Source organism: Bacillus sp. 17RED48 (genome assembly GCF_019837545.1).
GTDB lineage: Bacteria > Bacillota > Bacilli > Bacillales > Bacillaceae_G > Bacillus_A > Bacillus_A wiedmannii.
On record NZ_JADAXG010000004.1, the window covers coordinates 227,993 to 248,843 of the forward strand.

General features: G+C 34.4%; 17 protein-coding genes. 1 reads left to right on the forward strand and 16 read right to left on the reverse strand.

Annotation, left to right across the window (positions count from 1 at the left end):
• Positions 1-85 precede the first annotated feature (85 nt).
• On the reverse strand, positions 86-1,441 hold the full coding sequence (locus ILT06_RS18260; RefSeq protein ID WP_064477335.1) for a hemolysin family protein: 1,356 nt from the start codon (positions 1,439-1,441) through the stop codon (positions 86-88).
• A gap of 353 nt (positions 1,442-1,794) precedes the next feature.
• Here ILT06_RS18260 and racA point away from each other — a divergent pair, with 353 nt between their 5' ends.
• Positions 1,795-2,337, forward strand: a complete 543-nt coding sequence (racA, locus tag ILT06_RS18265; protein WP_064477336.1) for a chromosome-anchoring protein RacA — start codon at positions 1,795-1,797, stop codon at positions 2,335-2,337.
• 96 nt (positions 2,338-2,433) lie between these two features.
• Here racA and ILT06_RS18270 read toward each other — a convergent pair whose 3' ends face one another.
• The 15 genes from ILT06_RS18270 to gntK form a co-directional block, all read right to left on the reverse strand.
• A complete protein-coding gene (locus tag ILT06_RS18270; protein ID WP_000487799.1) occupies positions 2,434-3,030 on the reverse strand; it encodes a hypothetical protein in 597 nt (198 codons plus the stop codon).
• Positions 3,031-3,304: 274 nt separating this feature from the next.
• Complete coding sequence (locus ILT06_RS18275) at positions 3,305-5,155, reverse strand: hypothetical protein (RefSeq protein ID WP_088046805.1); 1,851 nt, start codon at positions 5,153-5,155, stop codon at positions 3,305-3,307.
• Entirely contained in the window at positions 5,145-6,965 is a 1,821-nt protein-coding gene (locus ILT06_RS18280) for an AAA family ATPase (protein ID WP_064477338.1), read from the reverse strand. Before ILT06_RS18280 ends, ILT06_RS18275 begins: the two co-directional genes overlap by 11 nt.
• A 106-nt stretch (positions 6,966-7,071) precedes the next feature.
• Positions 7,072-7,332 (reverse strand): hypothetical protein, encoded by a 261-nt coding sequence (locus tag ILT06_RS18285; RefSeq protein WP_064477339.1) that lies wholly within the window; start codon positions 7,330-7,332, stop codon positions 7,072-7,074.
• Between the two features lie 75 nt (positions 7,333-7,407).
• A complete protein-coding gene (locus ILT06_RS18290; RefSeq protein WP_000129472.1) occupies positions 7,408-8,835 on the reverse strand; it encodes a basic amino acid/polyamine antiporter in 1,428 nt (475 codons plus the stop codon).
• 213 nt (positions 8,836-9,048) lie between these two features.
• Complete coding sequence (locus ILT06_RS18295; protein WP_103655309.1) at positions 9,049-10,560, reverse strand: ABC transporter permease/substrate-binding protein; 1,512 nt, start codon at positions 10,558-10,560, stop codon at positions 9,049-9,051.
• Between the two features lie 3 nt (positions 10,561-10,563).
• Positions 10,564-11,511, reverse strand: coding sequence for an ABC transporter ATP-binding protein (locus ILT06_RS18300; RefSeq protein WP_064477340.1), 948 nt, complete (start codon positions 11,509-11,511; stop codon positions 10,564-10,566).
• 100 nt (positions 11,512-11,611) lie between these two features.
• Positions 11,612-12,169, reverse strand: a complete 558-nt coding sequence (locus tag ILT06_RS18305; RefSeq protein ID WP_064477341.1) for a YdcF family protein — start codon at positions 12,167-12,169, stop codon at positions 11,612-11,614.
• A 201-nt stretch (positions 12,170-12,370) separates the two neighbouring features.
• On the reverse strand, positions 12,371-13,600 hold the full coding sequence (locus tag ILT06_RS18310) for an MFS transporter (protein WP_088046803.1): 1,230 nt from the start codon (positions 13,598-13,600) through the stop codon (positions 12,371-12,373).
• A gap of 1 nt (position 13,601) precedes the next feature.
• A complete protein-coding gene (locus tag ILT06_RS18315) occupies positions 13,602-14,138 on the reverse strand; it encodes an NADPH-dependent FMN reductase (protein ID WP_046955699.1) in 537 nt (178 codons plus the stop codon).
• 146 nt (positions 14,139-14,284) lie between these two features.
• Positions 14,285-15,439 carry a CgeB family protein gene (locus ILT06_RS18320; RefSeq protein WP_064477343.1) on the reverse strand — a complete coding sequence of 385 codons (1,155 nt, stop codon included), beginning with the start codon at positions 15,437-15,439 and terminating at the stop codon, positions 14,285-14,287.
• A 34-nt stretch (positions 15,440-15,473) separates the two neighbouring features.
• The gene (locus ILT06_RS18325) at positions 15,474-16,694 is read right to left on the reverse strand and encodes a tetratricopeptide repeat-containing glycosyltransferase (RefSeq protein WP_064477344.1); all 1,221 of its coding nucleotides are present in this window, start codon (positions 16,692-16,694) and stop codon (positions 15,474-15,476) included.
• Between the two features lie 270 nt (positions 16,695-16,964).
• The gene (gene gnd / locus ILT06_RS18330; RefSeq protein WP_064477345.1) at positions 16,965-17,861 is read right to left on the reverse strand and encodes a phosphogluconate dehydrogenase (NAD(+)-dependent, decarboxylating); all 897 of its coding nucleotides are present in this window, start codon (positions 17,859-17,861) and stop codon (positions 16,965-16,967) included.
• An 18-nt stretch (positions 17,862-17,879) separates the two neighbouring features.
• Entirely contained in the window at positions 17,880-19,229 is a 1,350-nt protein-coding gene (locus ILT06_RS18335) for a GntP family permease (protein WP_064477346.1), read from the reverse strand.
• A 14-nt stretch (positions 19,230-19,243) separates the two neighbouring features.
• Positions 19,244-20,782, reverse strand: a complete 1,539-nt coding sequence (gene gntK, locus ILT06_RS18340) for a gluconokinase (RefSeq protein ID WP_088046801.1) — start codon at positions 20,780-20,782, stop codon at positions 19,244-19,246.
• Positions 20,783-20,851 lie beyond the last annotated feature (69 nt).

Sequence of the window (20,851 nt, forward strand, 5' to 3'; positions counted from 1 at the left end):
GAAAGGTCTGACTTATGTCATTGTATCATAGCACTTATTCTGCCAAAAACATTATGCTCAAAAAAACCCTGCCATATAGCAGAGTCTACGAACTAATTTGTTCTTGAAATGGAATTTGTTTTTCATCTTCTAAAATAACAATTGATTCTACAGTTTTTGTTACTTCTAATCTCTTTATATAGTGTCCATCTAATTCTTTTACACAAAACTTATAATTTTCAATTTCAATGAAATCCTCTTCAGCAATTTCTATATTCTTCGTTAAAATCCAACCACCAATTGTATCAACACCATTATCATCAATCGTTAAACCTAATAACGTATTCACTTCACTAACAAGCACTTTTCCCTCTAGTATTGTTTTCGTTTCACTAACTTTTTGAATTTCTGGCTGTTCATCCGTATCAAACTCATCTTGAATATCTCCCACTATTTCTTCTAAAATGTCTTCAACTGTAACAAGTCCAGACGTACCACCATATTCATCTATCAATATAGCAATATGTGTTCTTTCTTTTTGCATTTTTAAAAATAAGTCGTGTATTGGGATAGAGTCGATAACTAAAATGATTGGCCTAATATATTGCTCTACTTTCTTATTACTTACTGCATTATGCTGCACAAAATCTGTGAAAATATCTTTAAAGTTTACAAAGCCTATTACGTGATCTTTGTCCCCATCTACAACTGGATATCTCGTATATTTTTCCCGAGACATTTTTTGCAAAGCTTCTTCAGCAGGCATTTCTTTACTTATAATATGCATCTCAGTTCGGGGTACCATTATTTCTTTCGCTATACGATCATCAAATTCAAAAATTTTATTTACATATTTATATTCAGACTGATTAATCTCTCCATTTTTGTAACTTTCTGAAACTAATAACCGTAATTCTTCTTCTGAATGAACCTCATCGTGCCCTTTCGGTGGTTTCAGCCCTAACAACTTCGTAATAATGCGGGCTGATCCATTTAATAGCCAAATAAATGGAAACGCCATACGATAAAAGAAAATTAATGGTTTAGCAACAAACAAACTCACTTGTTCAGCTTTTTGAATCGCGAATGTTTTTGGGGCCAATTCCCCTATTACAACATGTAAAAATGTAATAAACAAAAACACTAAAATTACAGCAAACATGTCTGCTAGTTGAGTAGAAATGTTCAAATTTGCAAAAAGCGTGTCAAACATTTGCTTTAACGCCGGTTTACCAAACCACCCAATCCCCAGAGCTGTAACTGTTATTCCTAGCTGACAAGCAGATAAATATTCGTCTAAGTTTGTAATGACTGTTTTGACAGATGTTGCGCGATTATTTCCTTCTGCAATTAAATAGTCAATTCGTGAACTTCGCACTTTAACAATTGCAAATTCTGCTGCAACGAAAAATGCCGTTAAGGCAATTAAAACAATCACTATACTTATACTATATATGTCCAAATACTTCTCCTTACTTACATTGTAAGCAAGGAAGCCACCTCCTACTTAATTTTATTCAAGTGAAGTAAGCATTCTAATACTCTAACAAAATTCTACATTAGCAACCACCTTTTTATATATTATATGCATACATAAAAAAGATATTTATCATTATGATAATCTAATTCATTTCCCTTAGTCAAATAGTTCTAAATCTTAAGATAAAACATTTTATATAAACGATATATTCTTCACAGCTTCATTTCGTGAAAAAACACTTTCTTTGCCGATTCCACACTTCTTTTGTCACACTAGAAGGGAACTTCCTTCATAGATCGAAATCATTCAACAGGATATATATAGGAGGGATTATTTTGGAATATAAAACACCATTTATCGCAAAAAAATTAGGTGTTAGCCCAAAGGCTGTTGTCCGGATTGCACAACAATTAAATCTTACGATAGAAAAAAATAAATATGGTCACTTTATTTTCACACAAGAAGATTTAGATCAAATGTTAGAATTCCATCTTTTACAAATAGAGCAGTCTCAAAACTCTCACCCTACTCAAAAAACATCATCAAATGATGTTGAAGAATTAAAAACTCAAGTAAATACAATTGTTCAAAACAAATCATCACATGAATTTGAGCAATTAGCAGCTCAATTAAACACTATTACGAGAAGGCTAGATCGAATGGAAGAACAAATGCAAGATAAGGCAAATGATGTTGTTACGTACCAACTTTTACAACATCGCCGTGAAATGGAGGAAATGTTAGAGCGGATTCAAAAGCTAGAAGCTTCCCTCAAGAAAGAAGAACCAATATATATTACTCCCGATTCAAAACCAACATATGAACGAGAAAAGAAGCCGAAGCGCCGCAAAATGATTTTTAGTATATTTGGATTATAATTTTTAGACCCTTATTAAAATAATAAGGGTCTTTTTTCATGAAGAAAGACTTCATATTAAAATAGCATTCTCTTTATTATATATATTCATTTCGCTTTATTTTGTTAACATAATATTTTTACTGTATTCTGCGATTAATGCCTGTGCATGAGCATTCCCTTGAATCACATCTCGAAATTCTTTTAAAGAATACAAATGCGTAGCCCCTTTTCGGGCATGAATTCGCACTGGTACACCTTGTAAAGTATCATGAAACTGAAATGGCTTATCTACCGGTTCAATTGGGAAACCGAGTGTTAATAAATACATATACATTCTTTTTGTCACTGCTGCAATATACCATTCTGCTTTCGTTTCTAATGCATGCATAAATAAAATAGCTGTTAGTCTTTTGAAGTGTCCTCTCCCACGAGACGTTTTCGCAATACTTAACTTGCCTATTTCATACACATTTTTCAAATCTTTCACTAAATCATTTTTAGAAAACGGATAGAAAAACTCAGAATTCGATTGCTCTGGTTCCGTATACTTAATACATTCTACTGTACCAATATGATGTTCATCTTCTATTAATAAAAATCGTGATGGATTTAAATTACGTTCTACGAACATTAAGTTTCTTTCTTCACAAAAATCTCCCCATAGTTGCTCGAACCAAAAATGTTCTTCTTTTGTTTGAACACGCTGGAACATATTTACCCGCCTTTCCCATCGCCGCTCTGTTTTTGATAACGCTTTCACTATCTATCATATAAGAACAAATCTTCGTATGCAACTAAAAATATTTATGACTTATTATATTCTGCAAAATGAATTAAATTCCATCTTAATTGTCTTTTATCCCTCATGTACCGTTCTTCTAACAATATATTTATATTACTTTCAAATTCAAATCGTATAAAGCTGCCTTCCATACAGCATATATTTCTTCTTAATCTAAAAAAATCCTTTATAAAAAAGGATTTTTTTACTTCTTCATGCTTTTTAACCACTTCTCAAAAATTTGTACCATTCCATGTTTTCCGGCTAATTTCTCTTCCCCTTGTTTCGTTTTATATGGATATAATTGCAAGAACACACCACATCCAGACTCAATTTTTTTACTATGCATATGACTTCCTGGATATACACAAATAACTTCATAAATGGCCCTTCGATAATAGACTCTCTTTCCATCCTGTTCTTCTACATATTTTATAGACCAGTACTTATACATTTGCTCAGTTGCCTTCGTATTTCCAACGTGCTGAAAAATATTGTACATGGGGCTATACTTCACTTCGATAATAATAGAAGATTGATATACGTATTTCCCTTCTTCCTTTACATAACAGTCTAAGCGAATGTCTGGCTTCTTCGTATCTTCTCCATTATAAAAATTACTCCCTTTACTTAATGCAATAAGAGGATGAGTTTCAATTAAATCATTAAATGCGACTTGTACTCTAATATCATCTCGTTGTAAAACTACTGTCGTTCCATCCTGTAATCCATCTACATAAAAATGTTCTTGAATTTGTTCACGAATGGAATTTCTAGCCTCAAAACCAATTTGCTCTAACATGGAAATAACGATAAAAAAAGCGTAATATTCATACACTAAAAATGTTGGTTTATAAACAAATAATAAAGATGGAGATTGTTCTGTATATTGTGGAAGTAAATCTAAATGCTGTAGTAGTTGTTGATGTGGTATCGGTAAATTATGTGAGTGCATGTTACCAGTTTCGGAAACTTCTCTCCAAAATGGAGAATGCATTAAAGTTTGAAAGTATTGTACACTTTCATGTACAAAATGCGCTAATATTTTATATTCTTGTATCTTCATAGAGCTTTTTCGCAAATCCGCCTCTTTTAGTAAATGTATATTTTTATATTTTTGTTTCTCTCTATCGGTCACTGATCCATTACGCTCAATTGTTTGTATAATCGTTTTTACAGCTTGAAATTCTTCTGATTTCTTCCTTTTTGCTCTTTCTAATATTTCAATTGTTTGGCGCAAAAAACTTTCCGCTTCAAGTAAATAGAGATAAAATTGCATCGCTTTAAATTTAAGAAATGCATTTTCCTTACTATTTTTTTGTTCTATCAACTTACGATTATAATATTTTGCATACGGTTTTCTTTCCGCCACTATGGCTCCTTTTCTCGTCGCTTTCCGCTCCTGTTCTTCCCATTTATATTCATGTATAAATTTTGAACTCGATTCTATTTTCTTGAAAATTTGCTTTATCTTTTTCATTTTTTGCGGCAACTTTCTAAGTAACACTAAATAAGAAGAATCTTCAATATCACTAAGTGCAGAGAAAGTCTTTTTATAATAACCTCTATCTAAAATCAACTCATTCAAAATTGACTTTACATAGTTTTGAATCATTTCAAATTGATCATCAAAAAAATTTTTGGGAACGATTTGAAATGCGCCATAATACGTTCTATCTTCTATATTCACTTCAAAATGATATAATCCACAACGCCATGGATAAAAGAATTCCGTTTTTCCATGTTCATATATTAATACCTTTTGTTTTTTTTCATTTATTTCATATTTTGACTCTTTTATATTTTTCTGTCCCTCATATACTTTATTCCATATAAAAGTAATATTCATTGGACTTTCATAATGGTAATGCAATCTAATTGGTTTTAATTCTTGTACTTTATAAATACATTGAACTAATTCTGTAGTAGATGTACAAAGACGATTTAATAAAATATATTCCCCTTTTGCCTCAGTTCCAATGATTAACTTTAATACAAAAGGGAGCGTTTCTTTCGTATCAACGATTTCTGTTTCATATCGCCCTTCATTTTGCATAGCCATACAGCTCCAGTTCTCTACGCTTTTCTCTTATATATGCTAAAGAGTGTTCAAATGTAGATACTCTGTTTGCAAGTGGCGATTGCAAAAGAGGTAGTAATGTTGCCCCCCTTTTTACGTCTTCAGAAAGTAAAGACCCAACCATCATTTCAGTCCCTCTTATTTTCGTCAATACACGTTGCTTGATTTGTAAATCAAATCCCTCTTCTCTACTGATCATATAGGAATGATTATTTTGGAACGGTATATTTTGCAAGTAAGTAGCGATTGCGTTTGCACATCGAAATGAAATTCCCTTTGACATATCATGTGATGACAATACAACATGTAACTTATCTAATAGTTCTAACTCTTCTTCAGAAAACACCTCAATCATCGCTTTATTCCTGACCCAGCTTATACGAAATTCTCCTGCAGTTACTTTCAGAGGTGGTTGTAATACAATTTTCTCTTGTTCCATACACATCTCACAAAACGGAATCTTTTGTAACGTTATTAAATTCGTCCGATCTAATAATCGATCTGAGAGTTCTTTCGTTGTTTCATCAAAATTTACTGTACCTACAAATATAATATTTTCACCAATTTCAATTGTTGATGGAATTGGATTTTCTTTTTCTTGTACACCTTCATACAAATTTAGAATACGGTTTTGCTTTTCAAGTTGAAGAACAGATAGAAATGGAGTAAACCAATGCTCAATATGCGACATATTCATTTCATCAAAAACGATTATATATAGTTGATTTTGATTTTCTTTTGCCTTCATTAACGCCCTAACTAATTTTGTTTCACTTTCAATAAAAGTACCATTTGGGTGAAGGTAACCAAGTAAATCATGTGGTTCTTGATACGATGGTGAAATCGGAATCCAAACCAATTCTTCCCCATACTGTAATCCAAGTGCTTCTGCATAAGCTTGCACAAATCGGGATTTCCCAGCGCCTGGTATACCACCTAGAATCGTCAACATATTTGTTTTCGCACTTATATGGAAATTATAAATGTCCGTTTCATCCAAATATAGCCCTTTATTACGTACAAAACTTTTTACATACTGTAAAAAGACGGATTCACGCTCATCCCATTCCCATTCATCCTTGTGCACTTTTATTTCCTCTACTTCTACATGCTTACCTTCTTCAGTCATTCGTTTTTTTAATTGCTCATACATGTGATTGCTTACAAAATACAATTGATCTTCTACCGCTATTTCCACATACTTCATCCAGTCATTTAAGTCTATATACTTACATTCCCGCTGCTGTTCAAAATAGGCGATTGAACTAATTGATGATGACTTTAAAGATATATTTCCATATAACCTTCCATCGTGCCACAATAATTCGGGAGGCTCAAAGTCTTTCGGATATTTTGGCATTAGAAATGACAAATAGCCATTTCCAAGTTTTCTTTCTAAAGACTCTCCTTTTTTGTATTCGGAAACTTTAGGTACTGGAATCATTTTATAGCCATTGGCCATTTCTCGTGGTTCTTCCGCACAAATTAACTCCACGTATATATGTCCTCTTTCATAATAGAGACGAAACATAACCAATTGCTTTTCTAATTTTCTTTTCTTTAATTCCGAAAAGACTTTTTCATTCTTTTTATTGCTACATAAACCTTCAAATACGTATGGTTCATTTTTTAATTGCTCTTGTAACGTGAATGGTATTGGCGATAGGCATTGCACAAAAAAATTCTCTCCATTCTTCTCTCTCTCTGCTTTTGTAAACTTTCCGATAAACCTCATATAGTACATTCTTTTTATAAAACTTGGCTGAAGAGCTTTATGTAATTTCACCTTCGTCACCTTCTTTTTTTCATACTATTCTTAGTGTATGAAAGAAATGAAAAACTAGAAACAAAAAACCTGACGTTATCCGCCAGGTTCAAAATAAAAACGTATATTAATGAGATGGAAATGCTTTTTTCTCTTGTAAAATGGCATTATGAGCAATTTTCATTTTAGCAAGTACATATCGTAATCGATCTTCAGCGTTTTCATCTGTATTTTGCTGTAATTCCGCCAAATTCTCTACAGCACTCGCTAAATTTTCAATCACTCCTCGTAGTTCAGGATGATGATTAAAAAAGGATTCTTGCACTAATACTTTCCTTACTTCACTCGCTAAATCAACAATTCTGGTTAACTGTTTTTTTTCTTCCATTTTCATCCCTCCTGAATATCTTATGTATTAAATATTCTCTAGACAAAGAAAAAAGCCCTTTATTTAAAAGGACTTTTACATTTTTATATTTCCAGTTAATAGCATATAAAGTGATGTGATAGCTGCGATAACAATTGCCCACATTACATATCTCTCAATACCTTTAAAACAACGATTTCCTTTTTCTTTTCTTGCATACATGTAAACAATAATCCCGATTCCATACACGATTGAAACAAGTAATAAATTTTTCAAACCTGCTGCATATAGAAGCCATACAGAATAAATAGAAGCAATTAAAGCTAACGAGCCGTTTTTTACTTTTGCATCTTTTAGTTCGTTTGTAATAACTAATTTGAATTGGAATAACGCTGATAATAAATATGGTACTAAAATTGATGTTGAAGCTATGAAATACATAATTTGATATGTTGATTCTGAAAACAGAACGATTATAAATATAATTTGGGCAACGCAATTTGAAATCCATAATGCCATATGTGGCGTTTGTTTTTTATTTGTTTTCGTAAAGACTTTCGGAAACACGCCATCTTTTCCTGCTACGTGGGAAATTTCAGAAACAAGTAAAAACCAGCCTATTAATGTACCTACAAGTGAAGCAACTAACCCAATGTTAATCGCAACTGCGCCCCATGTCCCAACAACATGTTCTAATACATGTCCCATTGATGGGGTTTCTAACACGGAAAGCTCTCCTCTTGTCATCGCTCCCATAGACAAGACAGAAATTAAAATATAAATAGACATTACTAAAATAAGTCCAAGTACTGTCGCTTTACCAACATCTCGGCTATTTTTCGCTCTACCAGATAATACAACCGCTCCTTCAACCCCAATGAAAACCCAAAGAGTTACAAGCATTGTATTTTTCACTTGACCAAGTATAGAGGAAACTGATATAGTTCCTTCTCCCCAAAAATCATGTGTAAACGTATCCCAGCGAAATGCTGTTACCATTACAACAATAAATAATACGATTGGAACTAATTTCCCTATCGTTGCAATAACATTCATAATAGATGCTTCACGAATTCCAAATAAAATTAGAAAATGAAGTGTCCATAATAAAAGTGACGCTCCAACAATAGACGCAACATTATTTCCACCTTTAAAAATGGGGAAGAAATAACCTAATGTACTAAACAGTAACATGATTGTTGCAACGTTTCCTAAAATTCCTGCTAGCCAATATCCCCAAGCACTGTTAAATCCGATATATTCTCCGAAACCAGCACGTGCATAACTATAAATTCCGCCCTCAAGCTCCGGTTTTTGTCTTGCTAACGTTTGATATACGAGCGCGAGTGGAATCATTCCCATCGCTGTAATACACCAACCAATTATTATAGAGCCGCTATTCGCTCCTACTGCTAAATCATGCGGTAAACTAAAAACACCGCCACCAACCATCGTTCCGACTACTAATGCAATTAATGGAAAAAAACCTAACTTCTTTTCTATTTGTACCACCCCATCTGTCATTCTAGGTGTTATGTTCGTTCAACTATTAAAGTCACCTTTTTCTCTAATAGACGTTTCTCTTATATTTTTTCAGGAAAACATTACTTATTCTAAAAGAAAATGAAGAAAAATGGAATACTTTTTTGAAAAAATGTATAAGTATGCACAAAAAAACCGTTCATTTTGTAATGAACGGTCATTTCATACATATAAATTTGTATATTTCTTGTAAAATTAACGAAGTAAATTCTCTTTTTGTAAAAATTGTTTCGCAACTTCTTCACTACTTTTTCCATTCACATTTACTTCATAATTCATTTTTCGCATTTCTTCATCTGTAATCTTCCCAGATAATGTATTTAATACTTTTTCAAGTTCAGGATATTTCTGTAACGTCTCTTTTCTTAATAATGGTGCACCTTGGTACGGTGGGAATAACCCTTTATCATCTTGTAGCACTTTCAGTCCATACTGCTCAAGTTCACTATCAGTTGAATATGCATCGATTACGTTAACATCCCCTGATTGAATTGCACTATAACGTAGTTTCGGTTCCATCGTTTTCACATTTAAAAACTTATAGTTATATAATTTTTGCATTCCTTTATAACCGTCTTCACGATCAGCAAATTCTAATGTGAATCCTACTTTAGCATCCTGTGCCATTTTTCCTAAATCAGAAATTGTATTTATATTATTTTGATCTGCTATTTTTTTCGGCATAGCTAGTGCATATGTATTGTTATACTCCATCGGCTTCAACATAACCATATTATATTTCTTTTCCATTCCAATGCGAGCCTGCTCATATACTTCATCCCGATTTGTACTTTTTGGCTCTTCTTTCACGAAAGTAGATAAAGCTGTTCCTGAAAATTCAGGGTATATATCTACTTCTCCTGATTTCAATGCTTCAAATACAAATGCTGTTTTTCCAAGACCTGGTTTTAATTCTACGTGTAAATCGATATCTTGTTCGATAAGTTGCTTATACATTTGAATTAAAATTTCAGGTTCTGATCCAAGTTTGCCGGCAATAACAATATCTTTCTTTTGTGTGTTCCAAAGAAAGGGAGAAGCAATCATTATACAAGTAATACATATCGTCAATATAATACGCTTAGAGGAGCGTTTTGGACTCTCAAGCACTCTAAGTACTACATCAAAAAATAAAGCGAGTAACGCGGCTGGTACGGCCCCTAAAATGATAAGCGCATGATCATTTCGATCGATACCAAGTAATATGAGTTTTCCGAGCCCACCAGCACCTATAAGAGCTGCTAATGTAGCTGTTCCAACAATTAATACCATCGCCGTACGAATACCGGCCATAATAATTGGTAAAGCAAGAGGAAGTTCTACCTTCCACAGTCTTCTCCAGCTATTCATCCCCATAGCTCTCGCTGCCTCGATTAAAGATTCATCTAACTCCCTTATTCCTGTATATGTGTTTCGTAAAATAGGTAATAGTGCATACACAACTAATGCAATAATGGCAGGAAGTTTTCCAATTCCTACTAACGGAATTAAAAGTCCGAGTAATGCCAGTGATGGGACAGTCTGCATAACTGCAGAAGTTCCTATTATAAATTCAGCCATTCGTTGTTTTCTCGTTAATAAAATGCCAAGTGGCACCGCAATAATTACTGCAAAAAATAGTGAAATAAGCGATATTTGTAAATGCTCACTTAATGCAGTTAGTAATTCTATTTTTCGCTCTTGGAACGTTTGTATAAAATCAGTCACTGTTTAGCCTCTTTCCTTCATTTGTTCAACAATGTAATTAACAATATGACGACTTGTTAAAGCTCCAACATATTGACCATTTTCTTCAACTGGAACGACTTCGTCAGCTCGTACACGAATTAATGCTTCTTGTAAAGAAGAATGCAATGATAGTGCATCCCCTTCTATCCGCATACTTTTATCAAGTGGTAATACATCTTCTATACTTTTCCCCTCATACCAAGGTCGTCCACGATTTCCAATGAACTCCTCTACAAACTCATTTTTCGGATTATGTATAATACCTTCTGGTGTATCTAATTGAACAACTTTTCCTTCTTTCATAATACAAATACGATCTCCAAGCGATAACGCTTCTTGCATATCATGTGTTACGAACACAATTGTTTTTTGAATCTTTTTTTGCAATTGTACGATATCCTTCTGAAGCTGTTCCCTACTTAATGGATCTAACGCACTAAACGGTTCATCCATAAGAACGATTTTCGGGTTTGCGGCTAATGCCCTTACGACACCAACGCGCTGCTTTTGCCCTCCTGACAATTCATCAGGCATACGATCGCGATATACGTCTGGATCTAGCCCGACCATCTGTAGCAACTCATCGACACGAGCTTTTATTTTTTCTTTGCTCCATTTTCTCATTTCAGGAACAACTGCAATGTTTTCTGCAATTGTCATATGCGGAAACAAAGCGATTTGCTGCAATACGTATCCTATATTCCAACGCAATTCATTAATATTATATTGTTGAATATCTTTTCCATCGATTAAAATAGATCCTTCAGTCGTTTCAATTAAACGGTTAATCATTTTCATTGTCGTTGTTTTCCCGCAACCACTCGGACCAATGAGAACAAAAAATTCTCCCTTATTAATTTCTAAATGCAATGAATCCACTGCTTTCGTGCCATCTTCATACGCTTTTGACACATGATTAAATTGAATCACAAATACAGCTCCTTTAATGTTGTTTCCTTTATTTTGATGGAATACGGCATTCATTTCAAATGATACGCTTTATAATTAAAAAAGAGCCCACATTTGAGCTCTAACGGTCGAACAATATTGTTTTCATTATTGCAGCATATTCACGTACATACATTTTTTTCTTAGAGCGCATTGGTGTTTCAGCAGCTAGTGCCTCCATCTTCATGCCTAAACGCTTTGCGATTATTTTCGTTCTATATAAATGATACGTATTACTTACAACTACCGCATGTTTCACATCATATAAATCCATACTAAACTTTACATTCTCATACGTATTTGTAGATTGATCTTCTATTAAAATACGATTCTCATCTATACCATGTACCATTAAATAGTTTCTCATACTATGAGCTTCCGGTATATCTTCATCTTCCCCTTGACCACCTGAAACAATTACTTTCGCTTCAGGATGGGAATATAAATATTCCAACGCTACATCCAAACGGTTTTGAAGAGATAAAGACGGTCTATCTCCAAATAACTTTGCGCCTAATATAAGAACGTATGGAGAGTGATTACTCAATTTTTCACGAGCAACTTTCTTCATTCGAAACGTCATATAAAGAATGTATAGTGGCGGTAGTAATAAGATTATAAGCAATATCCATTTGTTCATAAATAAGTTTGCACTCCCTTTCTTTTTATTATATAGAAAAAGATAGGGAGGCAGAAGTATTTTTTATCCCGCTATTTGCTGGGCAGTAAGACCCCCAACTCAAAATTCAGCGAAAGCAAAGAAGTTAGGTGGGATTCGGGCTGCCCGTAAAAGCCCGATTGGTGAGGGGTGAACAGAACCCCCACGGTATAAAGTTTCACTTTATACGATTGATTTATTTGAAACGTTCGTCCCTACTTTACGTTGTGAAAGTACATAATAAATTGCGATTCCTAATGAAAAAATCAATATGCAGCTTAATACGTAAAAAGGGAGCATTACCCCAGTTTTAGATACACCAGCTGTAAACAGCATTAATAATACAATTCGTATTCCTGTACCAATTAATCGAAATAAGCTGTCTACACGTCCCATTACTTCGTTTGGAATTTCCTCCATCATCAATACATTTCTTGCCACTCTTGTACCTGCATTGCCAATTGCATGAAAAATTGCAAGTCCATATAACAACATTACGGAAGGTTCAATAATCATTGCGGTAATTGAAATTACATAAATGAGCATCGTCATGACGATTGAAACTTCTATCTTTATATATTTCATCATAATTGGAATACCTATTCCCGCAAGAACCGCTCCGACGCCGTACATCATACCTTCTATTGCGTATACTGAGGCACTGGCTTTTAATAGATCTGAAATATATACCGGGATTAAATAATTTGCCATCATGACACCGATAAACGGCATATAAGTCGCCAGTAAAAACCAAAAGAACTTCGGACGCTTTTGCATAAAGTGAATCCCTTCGAACAATTGCTTCTTAAATGTTACTTTCCTTTTTACTTCCTTTTTCTTTACGTACGGTATACATAAGAAAAGGAAAAATGCTCCTGCAAAAGTTAACATATCTACTAACAAAATCCATTTTAAAGAAATGATTTCAATAAGGAAGCTAGCAGCCGCTCCTGAAATAACTTGAGTTAACTGTCCTTGTATTTCCATTGTTCCACTTAAATTTTTATAATGTTCTGCTTGAAATATCTCTTGGTTAAACGCAAATATTGTAGGATAAAATAATAAATAGTAAAATGACCCTGCTATATATATAAGAATATAGTGAATAGAATGATAAGGTTGCCCAGTAAATCCCCATATAGCCATCATCCCTATAATGACTATCCCAATACCTTCATTACATAATAATAAAGATTTTCTTGAAAAACGATCAATACTCTGCCCGATAAACGGTGTTAATAAAAACATAATAAGAGTTGCGATGATGGAGACATAACCAAACGTTGTCTCTCCTCCATTCTCTTTAATTAACAACCACGGAATCGTTATCATAACAATACCGGAGCCAATAGCTGATAGACTATTGGCCCCTAGAATGAAATACAAGCGTGAATCTTTATACAGAGATGACATATCACTCAACTCCTAGTTGTTTTTTCACCTCTTTATATACGCTCATATATGCTTTTAATTCTTTAACTAAATCATGAATTAATGGTTTTGCATCTTCTCCAAGTTCACCGTCTTGTACATGAAGTCCATCAAGCACAACTTGTTTTGGGATTGCATTTGCGTACACCCCTCTAGCAACAATACGCATATTGTTTAATGCGTTAATGCCACCTTTACCGCCTCCAGCAACTGCAAGTAATGCGACAGGTTTATGAACAAATTCACTACTGCTTAAGTAATCTAACGAATTTTTCAACGCCCCACTCATTGCATTATGATATTCAGGTGTACATAGTACTACACCGTCTGCAGTTTTCACTAATGCCTTTAATTTTTTTACCGCTTCTAATTCACGTTGTGATTCTTCCCCGTTATATAAAGGCAGTTCCTCTACTGATAAATCGTATAACTCCCCTTCAAATTGATCAGCAATATATTTCGCCACCACACGAGTTCTACCGAATTTTCTTGGAGTACCGTTAATAACGACTAGTTTCATAATTATTTCTCTCCTTTGTTTTTCAGTTATACTTATATATTATCAGAAATTTCTATACAAAACACAATATAAAGAGGGAACTAGCTTGATAAAATAGTATGATAGACGAAAAAAAGAACTCATACGAAAGTATGAGTTCTTCACAATTACTTTTCCTCCTCTTTATGACACAGTATGCCAATGTTTCCTTTCGCTTCAAAATGGTTATACGCTTTTTCTGCTAATTTAATACGCTCTTCTGGTAAAGCTACATATTTCATAATATTTTCTATTATTTTTTCGTATGGAGTAAACACAATTCCTGGCCACTCTATCTCGTCCTCTGGATTACTATTTTCCGAAATAATAAATTTCTTATTTGCCACCGCATAAGAAACTCGAGGTGTTTCAAGAATTCCTGATAAGTAAAAATGAATATTTAATATAATTTTAGACCTAGCGATCAACTCATTTCTAACAATTCCCCACGCATTATTTTTAAAAACAATATTTAAATTGGGGGCAACTGCTTTTAATTGATCTAAAATAGCTTGCCGCCTCGGATTAAGAGCACCTATAAACAGTATATCGATGTCTTCAGTTACCTCATCTTCAAATGCATCTTTTTTTATTTCCAAAGTTGGGGCATAGTTCATTCCTATATGTCTTATTTCTTTTCCTACACCTTTTTGTTTTAACCATGCTATATTTTGTTTACTATAATCCCAAATTTCCTTATCTTTTAATAACATTAAATAAAGGGGGTGCGCATAAGGGCTTCCTTCATATAGCTGTTCTAAATTATAAATAATTGCATTTTTCGGAAGTAGATTCGGGTTATGTGCATATGTATGCGCTCCAAAAACAATTGTATTTTTCACATTTTCTAGTATTGTTTCTGAAATAATTGCTGTATTTCCCTCCTGCTCCAATCGCCATTTCAAAGCTCGCGCGACATCTATGAAACTACCATACGTCTTTGGGCATATAAAAAGACAATAATCATATTCTTTATTCAAATAAGCTTCCATTAGCCTTAAATTATTTTTATACAAATCCACATCCGGATATTTAAGTAAAAGCTCATTTGCATGTTTTTTTGCTACTTTATATAATCCAGCATAATAAGCAGCAATGCACCTTCTTAATTCAATCCTTTGCCGATGCTCATCTGCTACGTCCATGTCTAAAAGCAGATTTGCAATACAATACGCTTTTAAATGATCACGATCATAATAATAATCTAGTAGTGGCATCAATTCTTCATACGTATTTCCATGCACAGATTCTCCTAGTTCTAGCGCCCATCGTATTAATTCCATTATTACTCCACTACTCCTTTAACCGAAATTGTATTTAATAAAATTTCGCATTACTTTCTACCATATTTGCTATATGCAACGGTAACTCTTCTTTTTTCGATTCCAAAAATTTTTGTGACACTGCACCTAAATGTTTTTTATGCGGTATATAAAAAGCACTTATAGAAATCTCATAGTCAAATAAGTAATCATACACATGGTAATCTACAAATAGAAGATCATTATTCGGAAAAGGAACTTCCTTCCCTTGCAAGGCATACATCAAAGCAATATTATTTTGAGATTTTAATCGATACATTCTTGCAAGTTGGTATAATGGTTCAGCTCTAGTTGGTCGGTATTCCCACGCTTTTTGAAAATAAAGAATTGCTAATGCTGTATATTGTTCTTCTTGCTTCTTCATAGTTTCTTTTTCTTCCGCTTCTGTTACTTCATGTTGCTGATTTGCCGAACGGTTTGCTAATTGTTCATAACAAAATCCTATTCGCAATAACGAATAGAAAACTTCTTCAACCCATCCCCCTGCTTCCACTCTTTTTTTGTACCATTTAATCGAATCTTCAAATTGACTTAAATGAAAATAAGTTTGGGCTAAATAAAATAAATATCTTATATGCAAATCAGGCGTTGTTTCTGGATCATTAATCCCTTCTAACAATAATCTCTCATCTCTCTCAAATTTATCAGCTTTACTACCACCATCACCAGGGTCGTTAACGACAAGCGTCTCTAACCTTGCTACTCTCGTATTGTAATTCGCACCAACTTTGGAACGATCTATATCCCAATACTCATGAGTAACACCGACAGATTTCCATGGTAAAGAAGCTTTCAAAAGGCGTGTAAGCCAATACTTAATATGAATATCATATTGCAATGTAAGATAATGGTCTTCCGTTAAACTAGTCTTATCAAACTCAGGATTAACTTCTAATATCATATCTGCATCTAATATTAATAAATAATCTGCTTCTGGATATGTTTTTTGTGCCAATGAAACAGCTAAACTTCTGTTATAACCAAAGTTTTTAAATGGTTCATGATGAACTGTTCCTGGGATTTCATTTTCTTTACACCAATTTTCAATAATTTCGGGTGTATGATCAGTTGATCCCGTATCACAAATAGAAACAAAGTCTACAATTGATTTTGTAGCATTTAAACATCTTTCCATAATTCTAGACTCGTTTTTAACAATCATACAAAGACATAACTTTTTTTCTTTCCCTGCATTCTTCACTTGCTCATTTCCCATTTAACCACCTCATATTTTATTAACACGCTCTTTTCATATGTAACACCACTTCATAGCTACATTGATGACATAATCATCCTTTTACTATTTATGAAAATTTCATTTTATTTATTCTTATTTTTATGTTGGGACATCTTTCATGCTTCACTATATATTTGATACATCCAGTACAAATAAATAATGATTGATTGGTATTTTCAATTTAGAAATTTCTTACACTATAAAAAAGAAACTTGCGCCTTTGCACAAGTTTCTTTCAAAAATCATTTCCTATTTTTTCACAACTTCATGTCCACCGAACTGATTACGAAGAGCTGAAACTACTTTTCCGTGGAATGTATCATCTTCTTGAGAACGGTAGCGCATAAATAATGACATTGCAATTACCGGCGCTGCCGCTTGAAGTTCAAGTGCCGTTTCCACAGTCCATTTCCCTTCTCCTGAAGAGTTCATCACACCTTTTATGCCATCTAGTTTTGGATCATCTGCAAATGCCTTTTCAGTTAAGTCCATTAACCAACCGCGGATAACCGATCCGTTTGCCCATACTTTTGCAACATCTTCATAATTGAAATCAAAATCACTTTTATCTAACACTTCAAAGCCTTCAGCGATTGCTTGCATCATACCGTATTCAATACCGTTATGAACCATTTTTAAGAAATGACCACTTCCGACGCGACCAGCATACGAATACCCATTCTCTACTGCTAAATCTTTAAATAAAGGTTCTAATTGATCGTAAATTTCTTTTTCTCCACCAACCATTAAGCAAGCACCGTATCTAGCTCCTTCTACACCGCCTGATGTACCGATATCTACGTAATGTAAACCAAAGCTTTCCGCTTCTTCAGCACGGCGTAACGTATCTTTATAGAATGAATTTCCGCCTTCAATAACGATATCGCCTTCTTCTAATAATGGATATACATCTTTTAGTACCGATTCAACAACTTCTCCCGCAGGTACCATTACCCAAATTTTACGAGGAGCTTCTAGTTCAGCAATCATTTCTTTTAATGTATGACGAGCAGTAATCCCTAAAGCCCCTGCTTTTTCAACAAGTTCTTTATTAACGTCATATACAACTACTTCATGATTGTCTTCATATAAATGTTCTGCTAATGGGAATCCCATTTTTCCTAATCCAATTAAACCTAGTTTCATATTAATCAATCTCCCATTCTATACAAATATATTTAATAATGAAATTAGCCCAAGTGCTACAACAGATAATATCGTCTCCATTGCAGTCCATGTTAATAATGTTTCTTTCACAGTCATTCCGAAATACTCTTTAATCATCCAAAACCCAGAATCATTTACATGTGATAAAATTAATGAACCTGCACCTGTTGCAAGTGCTAGTAGTTCAACATTTACACCTGGTGTACTTGCTGCAATCGGTGCTACAATTCCAGCTGCTGTCATCATAGAAACTGTAGCAGATCCAGTCGCAATTCGGATAAGTGCCGCAATTCCCCAACCTAATAATATCGGTGAAATATGAGATTCTTTCGCCATTTCTGCGATTGTCGTTCCAATTCCAGAATCTAATAATACTTTATTAAACGCACCGCCTGCACCAATAACTAACAGTATGTTCGCAATTGGCCCTAAACAATCATTTGTAAATTGTAATACTTTATCTTTTGAGAAACCTTTTGCATAACCAAGACTAAAGAAAGAATATATCGTTGCAATTAATAACGCGACTATTGGATCTCCAATGAAGTGCAATACTTGTGCAAGTTGACTTGTTTTGCTTAGCCCTACTTCCGCAATCGATGCACCTAGCATAAGAAATACTGGAAGTAAAATAGTAAACAATGTATTTCCGAAACTAGGAAGTTCCTTCTTCTTATCTCTTTCAATAAATTGCTCCGCTATATCTAATGGTACTTCTTTATGTATACGAGCACCGATCCATTTCCCGTAAAGCGGACCTGAAATGATTGCAGTTGGAAGTCCGACAATTAATGCATATAAAATTGTTTTCCCTACATCTGCTTTAAAAATACCTACCGCTGCCATCGCTGCCGGATGCGGTGGAACGAGTCCGTGTACAACAGATAGTCCTGCTACTAGTGGAATACCAATTGTAATAAGCGATACCCCTGTTTCTAACGCAATTGTAAATACTAATGGAATTAGTAGTACAAATCCAACTTGGAAAAATACTGGAATCCCTACTAAAAATGCAACGAACATCATCGCCCAGTGAACACGTTTCTTCCCAAAACGATCTATTAATGTGGTAGCAATTCGTTCAGCACCGCCAGATTCGGCCATCATTTTTCCAAGCATCGTTCCTAATGCTAAAACTATCGCTAAAAACCCTAACGTATTACCAAGCCCTAGTTTAATAGAATCGATAATCCCTGGATCTTTTGGTGAAGTTCCAATCAATGGCATTCCCATTGCTAGCCCTACACCAATTGCTGTTAATATTAACGCGACAAACGGATGCCATTTTACTACCGTAATAAGTAAAAGTAGTATGACAACTGCCGCTAGTACGATTCCAACTACCATTTCTCCCAATCCCCCTATTGTTTACGTTGGAAAGCAGCTATACAATCAAATTCTTCTTTCAAGCGATTGTAAAGTCGTTCATACATATAAAACATTTCTAAATATATAGCCGTATTTTCTTTATTCGGTACATGATGATGAACAATATCAATCCAATCCTTTACCTCTTCAAGAGAATCAATTTTTCCTACAGCATATAAAGCAACTGCCGCTGCCCCAAGCGCAGATGCTTCATGACTTTCAGGAACAAGCAATTCTTTTCCCATCATATCGGATAACATTTGTCTCCAAAATGCAGATTTCGCAAAACCTCCTGAAACGCGTATTTCAGTAAGTGGCCCTGTACAATCCCTGATTGCGAGTGCAACAGAATATACGCTCATACAAACACCTTCCATGACTGCACGTATAAAATGTTCTCGTTTATGCTGAAGGTTTATTCCAAAGAATGTACCACGAGCATTTGCATTCCAGTAAGGTGCACGTTCTCCAGATAGAAACGGTAAAAATAGCAATCCACCCGCTCCAGCTGGTACACTTTCCGCATACTTAATTAATAAATCATACGGATCAATGCCAAGCTTCCTTGCAACTTCTTGTTCCGGGCTACCAAATTCATCACGTAACCATCTCAGTAATATTCCGCCGTTATTCGTTGGTCCGCCAATCACCCAGTGCTCGTCTGTTAATGCATAACAAAACGTTCTTCCTTTTTCATCTGTATTAACACTTGATGAAATTGTTCGAACTGCACCACTTGTACCAATTGTAATTGCAGCTGAGCCAGGCGATATTGCCCCAACGCCTACATTCGCAAGAACACCATCACTTGCACCAATAACAACTGGCGTATCTTCACGAATGCCCATCTTCTGTGCTAATTCAGGTTTCATACCCGATAAAATATATGTAGTTGGCACAGGTGTTGATAATTGTTCTGGTGACATATGTAACATCGTTAAAACATCTTCATCCCAGTTTAATGTTTCTAAATTAAATAACCCAGTAGCAGATGCAATTGAATAATCCACTACGTAGCGTGAAAATAATTGATAAATAACATATTCTTTAATGGAAATAAATTTATAAGCGCTCCTATATAATTCTGGCTCTTCCTCTTTCATCCACAATAATTTAGAAAGCGGCGACATCGGATGAACTGGTGTACCCGTTCGTCTATAAATTTCATGCCCATTCATATGTTGTAATAATTTTTCTGATTGCTTCGTACTTCGATTATCTGCCCAAATGATAGAACGCGTTAATGGCGTACTGTTTTCATCTACTGCAATTAATGAGTGCATCGCTGTACTAATACCGATTGACGAAATATCTTCTGGTAACACGTTACCTTTTTCAATGGCAACGCTTACAGTTTTGTATACAGCAGCACATATTACATCAGGATCTTGCTCAGCCCATCCGACGTTCGGTTGAATAATTGGATAATCAACTGCATGTGATGCAACGACTTTTCCTTTTTCTGTGAACACAACCGTTTTTGTACTTGTGGTACCGATATCAATCCCGATTACTCTCCCCCTTGTTTCCATGCGAATCTTCCCTTCGTTTCTAGTAAAATACGAACTAGTAAACCGTTTACATGAATTAGTATATAAAAT